Genomic DNA, 12,965 nt, shown 5'->3' with positions numbered 1-12,965 from the left:
CACTTCACTTCGCAAAGAAGTCGAGCAGGGCGGCGTTGACCTGATCGCTGTGGGTCCAGGCAATGGCGTGCGGCCCGCCCTCGATGACGAGGAAGCGCGAATCACCGACGAAGGCGGACACCCGCTGGCCGGTAACCGCGATGGGCAGGACTCGGTCCTGGTCGCCCTGAATCACGAGTACCGGCACGTCAATCTTGGACAGGTCGGCACGGAAGTCGGTGAGCCAGGTCGGGATACAGGCCACCGCGGCGACAGGAGATCCGGCCACGGCCACGTTCACACTTGCCTGGAACTCGTCGTCGCTGACCAGCGAGCCGCCATAGACGTCGAAGTTGTAGAAGTTCTTTAGGAACTGCTTGAGCCACCCGTTGCGGTCCGCCCGCGCGGCCTCAATGAACCCATCGAACAACGACTGCGGTGCGCCTTCGGGGTTATCGTCCGTCCGCAGGAGAAAAGGCGGGATCGGCGACATCAGCACGGCCTTCGCGACCCGCTCGGTGCCGTAACGACCCAGGTACCGGGCAACGTCGCCGGTTCCCATCGAGTGACCCACGAGAATGGCGTCGCGGACGTCCAGTTTCGTGAGCAGCACGTTCACGTCGTCGGCGAACGTGTCGACGTCGTACCCACCGTCGGGCTGGCTGGACTTGCCCCAACCCCGCCGGTCATACGTGATGACCCGGTAACCGGCTGCGAGTAGTGCGGAGACCTGCTTTTCCCAGGCCTGCCCGCTCAGCGGATAGCCGTGGCTGAGTACCACAGGCGTACCGGAGCCGTGATCCTCGTAATAGATCTCGATCGGGTCGGCTCCCTCTGAGCCAACTGTGACATGGGGCATGCGCACTCCTTGGGCTTGCGTTCCGCGTTGGAACCATGCCGAAGGTACGGAGATGACACCCTTTCGCGAATCGCCCGAACCACGTAGTCCCCGTTGTTGGCGACCGGCTCGTCGGACAACGAGAAGTGGGCGATGCGGGGGACCCGGGGCAAACCGCAGGCTGAGCCGAAAAGCGAAGCCGCTGCCCTTCCATCCCTAGGATGTCAATCGTGACGACGCCCGACCGCAGGCTGCCGGACGGGCCGCCGTCCCACTGCGAGTTCAAGGTCTTCGGCGGTCTCGGCTGCCGGCGAGACGGCTCGGACGTCGATCTTGGCCCGGTCCGCCAGCGGATCATCCTGGCCAAGCTCCTCGCCGCCGGGGGTGACGCGGTCAGCCTCGACACCATCATCGACAGCCTGTGGGACGAACAACCGCCGGCCAGCGCCGCCAACCAGATCCACCGCCACGTCGGGAACCTCCGGCGGATCCTCGAACCGGACCTGGACGTCCGCGAAACCGGTCGATACCTCCTACCGGCCGGTACGGGCTACCGGCTGACCCTCGCGACCGAGGCCTCCGATCTGGCCATGTATCGCGAGTTGGTCCGGCGGGCCCGCGAGGCGCTCGCCGGCGAGGACGTCATGGCCGGCGTCCGGGCGTACCTGACCGCTCTGGAGCTTGGCCGAAGCCCTGCGTTCACCGACCTTCCGGCCAGTGCGTTGAGCTCGCCGGAGTTCGTCGCCATCGAACGGGAGCGCGTCGCGGTGGCGCTCGCGGCCAGCGAGGCAGCGATCGCCCACGGCATGGCTGACACCGTGTTGACCCCACTGCTGAGCGTGGCCGCCGCGGTGCCGCTGGACGAGGCGCTACAGGCGTGCCTGATGCGCGCGTACGTGGCCACCGGTCACCGGGCGGAAGGGGTACGGGTCTTCGAGCGGACCCGTCAACGTCTCGCCGAGGAACTGGGGGTGGACCCGGGGCCGGAGCTGCGGGAGGCCTATCGGGAACTACTCGCCAGCGGCTGGACCCTGCAGGAGGAACTGCGCCCGCCGGAGGCTCCCCGGCCCGCACAGCTGCCGCCGCAGGTCGCGGGCTTCGTCCGCCGAAACGACGTGGCCGCCGTGCTCGACGACCAACTGTCCGACGCGTTCGGCGATGCCACCATCGTGATCACCGTGCTCGGCGGCATGGGTGGCATCGGTAAGACCGCGCTCGCCGTGCACTGGGCCCACCAGATCGCCAGCGAGTTCCCCGATGGCCAGTTGTTCCTGAACTTGAGGGGTCTCGATCCGGACGGACGCGTCATGTCACCGGAGGAGGCACTCGCCACGTTGCTCGCGTCCCTGGGCGAGCCGGCGGTCTCGTCACCGCAGGAGACCGTCGACGCGCAGGCAGCTCGTTACCGCAGTCGCCTCTTCGGTCGTCGCCTGCTGATCCTCCTGGACAACGCGCGCGACTCCGATCAGGTCCGCCCGCTGTTGCCAGCCTCCCGGGGCTGTCTGGTCATCGTGACGAGCCGCAACCGGATGACGAGCCTGGTCACCCGGGAGGGCGCACGTTACCTGCACGTCGATCGGCTGACCGGGGCCGAGTCCCGCCAGCTTCTGATCAACCGGCTCGGCGTCCGTCGCGCCACAGCGAACCCGGACGCGTTGGACAAGGTCATCACGCTCTGCGCCGGGCTGCCGCTCGCACTGGCGATCGTCGCGGCCCGCGTGGCCCTCAACCCGGCCCTGCCGTTGAGCGCGGCCCTCAGCGACGTCTCGGCGCCGTCCGCCCGACTCGACGCGCTGTCCAGCGCGGACTCGTCCGACGACGTCCGATCGGTGTTCTCGTGGTCGTACCAGTCGCTCGACCCAGCAACGGCGCAGGCGTTTCGTGCCCTCGCCGTCCACCCGGGTCCACTGATCCCGCTGGAGTCGGCGGCCAGTGTCGCCGGAGTCGGTCGCGCACAGGCGCGCGCACTGCTCATGGAACTGGTGACCGCGAATCTGCTCGACGAGTCGCAGCCAGGGCGGTATGTGCTGCACGACCTGTTGCGGGCCTACGCGGGTGAGCTCCTCGACGAGGATCAAGAACGCCCGCAGTACGAGCGGCGTCTCATCACGCATTACCTGCACTCGGCCCGCGCCGCGTACGCGACGCACCACCGGCAGCCAGTCGGCGCCGTCGGCGAACCGCCGTCAGAGGTGACGCCTGAATCGTTCGACAGCGTGCCACAGGCTGCCGCCTGGTACGCACGGGAACGGGCCGCCCTGTGGGCGACAATCGATCTGGCCCTCGCACACGGCCTCGGGCGGGACGCGGCGGCCATGGTCCTCGCCGCCTCGGCGCCGGGCAGCACCTCCATACCCCCGGGCCGGACACAGACCGCACTCGCGATCCTCGATCTGGTCAGCGTGCTCGGTGAGCCACTGATGGAGGCCGAACTTCTTCGTAGCGTCGGTGAGGTCTTCGCCCCGCTGCCGCAGGCCGACGAGCATCTCCGTCGATCCCTGTCCATCTTCGAAGGCGCTGGAGAGCTGGCCGGGCAGGCCGACGTCCTGCGAAACCTCGCCGTGCTGTCGTTGTCGCGTGGTGACCATGACGCCGCCAACGCGTACGGCGAACGCTCGGTGGATCTTGCCCGGCAGACGGGGCACCAGGAACTGCTCGCCGTTGCGCTGCTGACACTCACGAGAGCGCTCCTGGGGTCCTCTCGGTTCGAGACCGGCACACGGTTCGCGGACGAAGGGTTGTCCATTGCCGTGGCGCAGCACCTCGATCACCTGAAGATCTACTACGCACAGGTCATCGCCGAATCCTCCTGGAAACTTGGCCGGCTCGAACGAGCGGTGGAGGTGTCGGAGTGGGGATTGACGGAAGGCCTCTGTGAGTCGGACGGTCCCCGGTGCGCCGTCGCGGCGATCCTCGCGCGGGCCGCCTTCGATCTGGGCGACCTGGTGCGCGCGGAACGGGGGTGCCAGCAGTTCGAGAGCCTCATCGCCGACAACGGCTTCCGGGAACTCATCGAGTTCTCCGGCATGGAACAGGCCGAGACATACCGGACAATGGTCGCGTACGTCCGGGCCCGCCTGAGCCTGATGAGGGGTGCGTCGTGAGCGGCTAGGGCGAGCACTCAGTCTGCACTCGTCGTGCACCGCGGTGCGGTCGGATGGTCGTCGAGACCCCGAACCCTCGCCCGAGGAGCACCATGCGCCGCGTCGTAACCGAGCCTGCCCGAGTCCTTCCCCGTGCGGTACTGACCCCGCGGCAGGAACAGATCGCCCTGCTGGTGGCGGCCGGCTCCACGAACGTCGAGGTCGCGACGAACCTGGTCATCAGCACCCACACCGTCAAACATCACCTACGCGGAGTGTTCCACCGGCTGGGCGTCGCATCCCGCCGCGAACTGCGTGGCAGGCTGGCCGGCCACGACACGACCAACCACTTCGCCCAGAGTTGCTGCCTGACCAGCCAGGAGCGGGCCATCGCGCGGCGGGTCTCGAACGGCGCCTCCAACCGCGAGGTGGCGGCACAACTGTTCATCAGCCCGAGCACTGTGGACTATCACCTACGCAAGATCTTCCGCAAGCTCGGCATCACCTCGCGCAGAGAACTGGCGGGGCGGGACGCACGCGTTGCGCCCGAACTGGTCCGGCGACCAACCCCTGCACTAGCGACACCAGGCGTACCGCAGTGTTCGCCTGACCGACGACTCGGCTTGACGTCTCGGCCAAATCTATCTACATCCATATACCTATGACGGGACATCACCCACACCACTGCCATCACGACCACGGATCCGACGACGACGTGCCGTACGGCCAGGTGGAGATCCCCGCAGGCCTCGGCCGACGGGCGCTCCTGGCCGGTGCCGGCGGAACGCTGATGCTGGCCGCGCTACCGACCGCCGCCCGGGCGGCCAACACGACGATGGCCGGGGCCCCGACCGCTGCGGCCGGCGCCGGCCGGTCATCCCTGATCACCCAGGGCACGATGCTGGTCCACACCGACATGCACAACCACACGGTCATGTCGGACGGTGACGGCAGCGCCGAGGCCGCGTTCGCCTCGATGCGCGAGGCCGGTCTGGACGTCGCCGCGCTGACCGACCACGCCACCCTCTTCGCCATCGACGGGCTCAGCTCGTCCGAGTGGCGGACCACCGGTGACCTGGCCAACGCGGCCAACGACCCGGGCCAGTTCACAGCGATCCGCGGGTTCGAGTGGTCGCATCCGTTGCAGGGGCACATCAACGTCTGGAACACCTCCGACTTCGCCGACCTGTTGCGGGCCGGTAGCCCCGGCAGCCTGTACAACTGGCTCGCCGGCAGGCCCGGGGGTCTGGCGAGCTTCAACCACCCTGGTCGGGAGGCGGGCCGGTTCAACAACTTCTCCCTCAACGCCTCGGTCCGCAATCAGCTCGTGGGGCTGGAGATGTTCAACCGGACCGACGACTTCCTCTTCGAGGGCTGGTCGTCGGGTGTGACGTCACCGCTGGTGGCCTGCCTGAACGCCGGTTGGCGGCCGGCTCTGACCGGTGTCACCGACGAGCACGGCACCACGTGGGGCTTCCACGAGGGCAAGGGCCGCAGCGGCCTGTGGGTCGCCGAGAACACCCGCGCGGCGGTGTTCGAGGCGATGGCCGCCCGCCGTTCCTTCGCCACGCGCGTCTCGGGCCTGCGCGTTGACGCCACAGCCAACGGCGTACGCATGGGTGGGGTGCTGAACGTGACCTCCGGTGACGTCCGGTTCCTGCTGGATCTGGACCGCGGCTCGGCCTGGGACGGCAAGCCCCTGCGGATCCAGGTCCTCCGTCCCGGCACCTCGGCGCCGACCGTCGTCGACGTCATCGACACCGTCAACGGCCAGGTCACCGACTTCACAGTGTCGCTCAACGTCACCGACGGCGACTGGGTGGTGCTCCGGATCTCCGACCCGTCAGTGCCCAACGGCACCCCCGGCCCGGCCGGCCACCCCTGTAACGACTTCGCGGTGGCCTACACCAGCCCCTGGTGGCTGCGGCCCTGACCGTCGAGGTGCCGCTCCCGGCACAGCCGGCCAGCCGCCTGCGGCTGGCCGGTCGTTCCGGGTCGCCGCAATCTGTCCACGATCGGCGACAATACGGTCGGTATTCTGCACCTGTCATCCGACAAGCTCCCCCTGTGTTCGTTCGCGGTGACCTGAGCGCCCAGGGATGCGGCCATTGAGAGGACCCGGCGATGAGCCTGCCGTTCCCGTTGCACCAGAATCCGAGCCCGGCGAGCGCGCAGCGGCGAGCCGAGATCATGGCGAATCCGGGGTTCGGCAGGCACTTCACCGACCACATGGCACGGGCGGTGTGGAGGCCGGACGGCGGCTGGCAGGACTCCGAGATCATCCCCTTCGGTCCGATTCTCATGCACCCGGCGGCGGCCGTGCTGCACTACGCCCAGGAGATCTTCGAGGGGATGAAGGCGTACCGGCACCGGGACGGCTCGATCTGGTCGTTCCGGCCGCAAGCCAACGGCGAGCGCTTCGCCCGATCGGCCCGACGGCTGGCACTGCCCGAACTGCCGGTGCCGGACTTCATGGCCTCGGTCGAGGGACTGGTCCGTGCCGATCAGGTGTGGGTCCCGGACGAGAACGAATACAGCGTCTATCTGCGGCCGTTCATGTTCGCCTCCGAACCGTTCCTGGGAGTTCGCCCGGCCAAGGAGATCACCTACATGGTGATCGCCTGCCCCGTCGGCGCGTACTTCTCCGGTGGCGTCAAGCCGGTCTCCATCTGGCTCTCCACCGAGTACACCCGGGCGGCGCGGGGCGGTACGGGCGAGGCGAAGTGCGGCGGCAACTACGCCTCCAGCCTGGCACCGATGGTCGAGGCCGCCGAGCACGGCTGTGAGCAGGTCTGTTTCCTGGACGCCGCCGAGGGCCGCTACGTGGAGGAGCTCGGCGGCATGAACCTCTACTTCATCACTGCCGACGGCCGGATCATCACCCCGGGACTCGGCACGATCCTCGAGGGCGTCACCCGGGGATCGATCCTCATCCTGGCCAAGGACCTGGGCCTGGAGGTCGAGGAGCGCCCGGTGGAGATCAGGGAATGGCAGGAGGGCGTGGCCTCCGGCGCTATCACCGAGGTCTTCGCGTGTGGCACCGGCGCCGTGGTCACGCCGGTCGGGCGCCTGGTCTGGGACGGCGGCGAGGTGACGGCCCCGGAGGCCGGCGCCGAGGGCTCGGTGACCATGCGGCTGCGCCGCCACCTGCTTGACATCCAGTACGGCCGGGCCGCCGACCCGCACGGCTGGATGACCCGCCTCGTCTGACGAGGTACGCCGGGACCGCCCCCACGGCCGCTCGGATCAGCCGCTGCTGTCCGTGGTCGCCCAACGGGCCGGCGGCGGTGTCACGGCGTGCGGTAATGGCCGGTGAGCCGACCGAGCTTCATGGCCAGGTGCAGGCACAGCCGTTCGTTGCCGTCCTTGAGGTCGGTCCCGGCGAGCTGCTCCACCCGTTGCAGCCGGTAGTAGAGGGTCGTCCGGTGCAACCGGAGCTTCTCGGCGGTCGCGTGCGCGTTGCCCGCCAGGTCGAGGTAGGCCTCCAGGGTCTCCAGCAGCACCTGGTGGGCATCGTCGCGCAGCAGCCGCTCCAGCCCGGGATGAACACCCGCGACGTCGAGGTGCTCGCTGTCCAGTTGAGACAACACGCGGTAGATGCCCAGGCCGGCCCAGGAGACGACCCCGCCCAGCGCGGGTAGTTGTGTGCCGACCCGGGCGGCGTGCGCAGCCTCCTGGTAGGAATCGACCGCGCTGGAGAGCCCGCCGCGAGGCTGTCCGATCCCGGTCACCGTCCGGTCCACCGAGGCCAGGCCCCGGGTCGAGGCGCCCAGCGCGTCGTTGAGATGAGCGGCGGAGGCCTCCGGCGAGGGGCGGCCAGCGACCCGGTCGCCGCAGACCAGCAGCACCCCATGGTCGTGCCAGACCAGGTGCAGTGTCTCCCGCACGCCGATCCACCGGCGGGTGGCTACCAGGGCCTGTTCAAGGGCGATCCGGGCCACCTCGTCGGGCTGCCTCCCAGCGGCCGGCACGAGCTGGGCGACGAGCGCGACTGTCGCCCCGTCGGCGACCACCACGCCTTCCTCCAGCAGCGCCCGCGCCGCGTGCTCGCGCGCCTGCCGGCTCTCCACCAGCAGGGTGCGGGTGGCCTCGGTCTCCCGCTGTGAGGCGAGTTCACCGAGCAGGTTCTCCCGGTACAGGGCCAACGACAGGTCGGTGAAGGGGCCGGTCGCGGTGGCGATGTCGGCGTCGGTCATCGAACCGTCCGCGTCGATGAACCAGACGAACCCGAGCAACAGGTCGTCGTGCCGGATCGGCACGCAGACCCTCGCCAGCAGGTCCAGCTCGGCGCACGCGGGGGTGCGGACCGGCGCGTGCGCCGTGAGTATGCCCCTGTCTCGGAACCAGGCGATCACCTCCGGCGTCGTCTGCCGGCGCAGGATCGACGTCCGGCGGACGTCGTCCATCGGGCCGTCGTGCTCGCTGTAGGCGACCACCCGCTGTCGCCGGTCCTCGATGAGGGCGGGTCGCCCCACCCGGACGGCGACGGCGTCGACGATTCGCTGGAGCTCACCGTGCATGTAACTCCCAAGGTTGCGCTGCGTGACAGGGATCGCGCGACCGCCAGTCCTTACCCTCCGGTGCGGGTGGGTCATCGCGCAAGGTCCACTGTCGAAGTCACGACAAAAAGACGGGCCGCGTCGCGACGGTTCCGGCATCTGTCCGAAGACCAGGGGCGACAGGCGTTCCTAGGGTTCCGGTACGGACCGCACCAGCACCGCGCTCGGTGCGGGTGGGATGACGGGCGGGGGATTGCCGAGTGGGAGCTGGTAGGCCCTGGCAGGGCGTGCTGGTCGCCATCGCCACGCCGTTTCGCGCCGACCTGTCGGTCGACTTCGACAAGCTTCAGGAACACGTCCGTTGGCTCGCCTCCGAGGGGTGCGACGGGGTTTCGCCGTGCGTGTCGATGGGGGAGTACCGGGCCCTCTCCGACGATGAGCGGGCCGCGGTGGTGAGGGCGACGGTGCAGGCCGCACCGTCCGGCTGCGCTGTGGTGCCCGGCGTCGGCGGTTACGGCAGCAGGCAGGCCCGCCGTTGGGCGGAACAGGCCGCCGAGGCCGGTGCCCACGGCGTGCTCGCGCGGCCACCCGACGGACCGGCCGCCCGCCCCGCCGACGTGGTCGCCCACTACCGGGAGGTGGCGGCGGTCGGCCTGCCGGTGGTCGCCCACAACGACCCGTACGACTCCCGGTTGGACCTCACGCCGGACCTGCTGGCGACCGTCGCCGAGATCGACGGGATCGTCGCGGTCAAGGAGGTCACCGGCGACGTACGCAGGTTGCACCGCCTGCGGGACCTCTGCCCGCACGTCGACGTGCTGGTCGGCGCGGACGACGTGGTGCTCGAACTGGTGCTGTGTGGCGCCGCCGGATGGGTCGCCACCCTGCCCAACGCGCTGCCCCGCCAGGCCGTGCGCCTGTACGAGCTGTGCGCTGCCCGCGATCTGGGCCGGGCGCTGCCGCTCTACGCCGAGCTGCACCCGATCCTCGGCTGGGCCTCTCGGCCGGAAGCCGTGCAGGCCGTCAAGCTCGCCATGGAGTGCGCCGGACGGTTCGGTGGGCGCTGCCGTCCACCGCGCGGACCGCTGTCCGGGACTGCCGCCGACCGGGTGCGCCGCGACGTGCTGCGGGCCCTCGCGGCAACGGCCGATCCGGCTTCCGGGACCGGCCCTGGCTGATCCGCCGGTGGGCGCCGGTCATTCAGGTGTCGGAAGTCGCCGGCCCACCTGCCGACATCTGCACAGTGACCGGCACCGGTCCGTACTCCTAGATTCGCTGCGCGGCCTGCTGACAGGTGTTCCGCTACACCCCCACCGGGACGCCGGCGCCGCGTTTCCTCCGACGAGAGGTGGTTCCGTGCACCGTGCTACCCCCCACCGCACCCGGCTGAGGCGGGCCGTGCTGGCCGCAGCCGTGGTGACCACGCTCGTGGCGACCGGCGCGGCGCAGGCCGCCGCGGCCCCGGCCAACCCGGCCGGCGGCACCGCGCCGTTCCAGGTCCTCGACCCGCAGGCCTGGCAGAACCCGGACACGATGACCTGGAACGACTACAAGGCCGTGCCCGGCAAGAACTGGGCCGACCCGAGCGTGTCCGGCTCGGTCCGTAACTTCAAGATCGCCCTGGTGGCGCTCGACTATCCGGACGAGACGTTCGCGGTCTCCCAGCGGGCCCGCTCGACGGTCTTCGGCAACCCCCAGTCCGTCGCGACAAACATTCCCCGGGCGGACGTGCCGAAGTTCTACCAGGACTTCCTGAACACCCCGAACACCCTCAACAAGGGCCACACGCTGCACGAGTACTGGATGCAGGACTCCAACGGTCGCTACGGCGTCGACCTCACCGGGTTCGGGCCGTACCAGATGCCGGCCAAGTCCTACCAGTACGGGCTGGACAACGGGTTCAACCCGGGCGCCTGCCCGAGCGGGGACGTGTGTGGCAAGAACATCCGTACCGACGGCCTGGGCGCCTGGCGGGCTGCCGTCGGCGAGGAGGTCGCCAACCAGTACGAGCTGGTGTTCATCCTCAGCGCCGGCCAGGACGAGTCGTCGACCTGGCAGGAGTTCGGGCAGATGATCTTCCAGAACAAGGAGGACGTGCCGGATGCCTGGGGCCCGCCGGACCCCAACCTGCCGAACTGGGCTAAGACCCGCTACGTGAACTGGACCTCGTGGAAGGCGGCGGCGACACTGTGGCCGAACGCCGGTGGCGGGTCCTCGACGCAGGGGGAGAGCTCCGGCATGGGCGTCTACGCCCACGAGCTGACCCATCTGCTGGGCATCGGCGACAACTACAACAACCCGTACGGCGAGCCGCTGCGCAGGGCGTACACCGGGATCTGGAGCATGATGTCGCGCGGGTCGTTCAATGGCCCGGGCGGCCCGCACACCCGCTGGCAGATCCCGCCGACCAACGGCGGCTCGATGGGCTCGCTGCACACGGTGCGGGACAAACTCAAGATCGGCCTGCTCGGTGAGGAGCACGTGCTGCGGCTGTCACGGGAGTCGCTGGCCTCGTCGGGCCTGGTGGTCGCGCAGGTCACGGCCCGGGCGGTCGACGCCGGCCAGAAGGGTCTGAGCGGCGTGAACATCGCGCTGAACAAGGACCTGTCGCCGACGTGTGGCGTCACCACCGACCCGTTGTGCGACGGTGGCAACTTCAACAACTACACGGTCGAGGTCGTCGACCGGATGGGCGCGGACTCCTTCACCCCGGACAGTGGCGTGCTGGTCAGCAAGACGAAGAACGCCGACAGCGCGCCCTTTCAGTGGGTGGTGGACGCCAACCCGCAGGATATCGACATGATCGACTTCTACCGGCCCGACGGCACCCCGCAGAAGATCACCATGGGTGACTACCGGCAGCTCTCCGACGCGCTGTTCCACGCCGGCGCGGACACCGGAAGCCAGTACGAGTACGTCGACGAGGCCAACCGGCTGCACTTCTACATCATCGACCTCAAGCGGGACTCGGCCGGCTCGCTCTCCTACACCGTGGCGGTGCGTTCGCTCGACGGCACCGGCGGGCCGAGCAGTCACGGCGTGCTGCTGGGCAAGGGCGAGGTGAGCGGCGGCGGCAAGCCGACCAACCGCGGGGTGACCTGCTCGTTCGAGCTGACCAACACCGGTTCCTACTCGGCCGGCGGGCAGCAGCACCCGGAGGACGTCAGCGCGTACCTGAAGTCGGACGTCTTCCGCCTGTCGGCGGAGGTCGCCGGCAAGGGCTGGCGGACCTGGCTGCCCAACCAGCTCGCCACCGCGCAGTTCGGCAAGGCCACCACTGTCAAGGTGTCGGTGGGCGCCACCGCCGCCGCCGCGAACACCGGTTTCGTGAAGCTCACCGCGACCTCGGAGAGCGACCCGACGAAGACGGTGACCAAGCAGTGCCGGGTCGAGAAGTCCTGACCTGCGCCCGAGGTTGACCCCGTTCCTGCCGGGTCCGCGGCGGTAGGCCGCCACGGACCCGGCAGGCGGACGGAAGGAGGATGACGTGCGGCGAAGCATCGTGACTCTGCTCTCCCTGCTGCTGGCTGGCGCTACCGGCTGCGGCACCGTCGGCGCCGCCCAGGAGGCTGTCGATCCGACGACCGTCCGGGTCCTGGTTCGCGACATCAACATCCGGGCCGCGGGCGTGGACTGCGCCGGAACCGGTCCGTACCAGCACTTCCACAACCGGGCGCCGTTCCGCGTGCTCGACCCGGACGGGGCGGCGCTGGCCAGCGGGCAGCTACCGGCGGGGACCGCGGTGGCCGCCTTCGCCGAGGATCTGGGGGTCGAGCGTCTGCCCACCTACTGCGAGTTCGCCGTTGGAGTGCGCGTGCCGCAGCGGGCCTCCTATCGGCTGGAGGTGGACGGCCGGCCGGCGCTCGACCTGACGCCGGACAGCAGCGAGGGCCCGGCGCTCGTGGCGGTGGTGCCGTCATGAGGCGGGTGTTCCTGCCGCTGGTGCTGGCGGCGGCGCTGCTGGGCGGATGCAGCACGCCCGAGCCCGCGCCCGCCCCGACGCCCGTCGGAGGGGCGGCGGCGCTGCCCGGGCCGGTCCCCGCCGACCTGGCGTTGCGCCCGGCGCCCGGCACCGCCCCGGCCGCCCCGGCGTTCACCGGCGCACTGACCGACGGCACACCGTTCGCCGCCGCCGAGCTGTGGGCGCAGCGTCCCGTGGTCCTCACCTTCTTCAGCTCCTGGTGCACCACCTGCGCCAGCCGCCAGGCCGCTCTCAGTGAGCTGGCCCGCAGCTATCGGGACCGGGTGGTCTTCGTCGGTGTGACCGGCGCGGACCAGGCCGACGAGGTCCAGGACTACCTCCGCGCTCACCGGGTGGAGTACCCGGTGGTCGTGGACGACCAGCAGACGATCTGGCGTTCGTACGCGGTGCGGGAGCCGCCGACCGTCGTGCTGGTGGCCAAGGGCGGCGCCCTGCTCCGCGGCTGGCCGGGTGGCCTGGACGCCCCGACACTCGACCGGCGGCTGCGGGAGCTGGTGCTGGCCGACCAGCCGTAGTCCCGTCACCCGGGCACCCCGGGTGCGGCCCGCGTCGAAGCACACCCGGCGAAGTTCCTACAGGTGCAG

At 69.9% G+C, this 12,965-nt stretch carries 10 protein-coding genes; 8 read left to right on the top strand and 2 right to left on the bottom strand.

What is annotated here, in order from left to right; translation table 11 throughout:
- Positions 1-4: 4 nt before the first annotated feature.
- Positions 5-838 (bottom strand): alpha/beta hydrolase, encoded by an 834-nt coding sequence (locus AB0C20_RS02120; protein ID WP_357177600.1) that lies wholly within the window; start codon positions 836-838, stop codon positions 5-7.
- Between the two features lie 209 nt (positions 839-1,047).
- Here AB0C20_RS02120 and AB0C20_RS02115 point away from each other — a divergent pair, with 209 nt between their 5' ends.
- From AB0C20_RS02115 to AB0C20_RS02100, 4 genes are all read left to right on the top strand, one after another.
- Entirely contained in the window at positions 1,048-3,921 is a 2,874-nt protein-coding gene (locus AB0C20_RS02115; RefSeq protein WP_357567032.1) for a BTAD domain-containing putative transcriptional regulator, read from the top strand.
- A 92-nt stretch (positions 3,922-4,013) separates the two neighbouring features.
- Complete coding sequence (locus AB0C20_RS02110) at positions 4,014-4,565, top strand: helix-turn-helix transcriptional regulator (protein ID WP_357567031.1); 552 nt, start codon at positions 4,014-4,016, stop codon at positions 4,563-4,565.
- Positions 4,562-5,833, top strand: coding sequence for a CehA/McbA family metallohydrolase (locus AB0C20_RS02105; protein WP_357567030.1), 1,272 nt, complete (start codon positions 4,562-4,564; stop codon positions 5,831-5,833). Before AB0C20_RS02110 ends, AB0C20_RS02105 begins: the two co-directional genes overlap by 4 nt.
- 191 nt (positions 5,834-6,024) lie before the next feature.
- Complete coding sequence (locus AB0C20_RS02100; RefSeq protein WP_357177592.1) at positions 6,025-7,110, top strand: branched-chain amino acid aminotransferase; 1,086 nt, start codon at positions 6,025-6,027, stop codon at positions 7,108-7,110.
- 80 nt (positions 7,111-7,190) lie between these two features.
- Here AB0C20_RS02100 and AB0C20_RS02095 read toward each other — a convergent pair whose 3' ends face one another.
- Entirely contained in the window at positions 7,191-8,420 is a 1,230-nt protein-coding gene (locus AB0C20_RS02095) for a helix-turn-helix domain-containing protein (protein WP_357177590.1), read from the bottom strand.
- A gap of 239 nt (positions 8,421-8,659) precedes the next feature.
- On the opposite strand from AB0C20_RS02095, the gene AB0C20_RS02090 reads away from it, so the two are divergent.
- The 4 genes from AB0C20_RS02090 (at position 8,660) to AB0C20_RS02075 (ending at position 12,896) form a co-directional block, all read left to right on the top strand.
- Entirely contained in the window at positions 8,660-9,577 is a 918-nt protein-coding gene (locus tag AB0C20_RS02090) for a dihydrodipicolinate synthase family protein (protein WP_357177588.1), read from the top strand.
- 178 nt (positions 9,578-9,755) lie between these two features.
- Positions 9,756-11,801, top strand: a complete 2,046-nt coding sequence (locus AB0C20_RS02085; RefSeq protein ID WP_357567029.1) for a M6 family metalloprotease domain-containing protein — start codon at positions 9,756-9,758, stop codon at positions 11,799-11,801.
- A gap of 85 nt (positions 11,802-11,886) precedes the next feature.
- Positions 11,887-12,321, top strand: coding sequence for a hypothetical protein (locus tag AB0C20_RS02080; RefSeq protein WP_357177584.1), 435 nt, complete (start codon positions 11,887-11,889; stop codon positions 12,319-12,321).
- Positions 12,318-12,896: a TlpA disulfide reductase family protein gene (locus tag AB0C20_RS02075; RefSeq protein WP_357177582.1), complete on the top strand. Its 579-nt coding sequence runs from the start codon at positions 12,318-12,320 to the stop codon at positions 12,894-12,896. The genes AB0C20_RS02080 and AB0C20_RS02075 overlap by 4 nt, the downstream gene beginning before the upstream one ends.
- Positions 12,897-12,965: the final 69 nt, after the last annotated feature.

This window comes from Micromonospora sp. NPDC048843, assembly GCF_040649965.1.
Lineage (GTDB): Bacteria > Actinomycetota > Actinomycetes > Mycobacteriales > Micromonosporaceae > Micromonospora > Micromonospora hortensis.
Note: the sequence above shows the minus strand (reverse complement) of the source record. Positions and strands in the feature narration are given on the sequence as shown.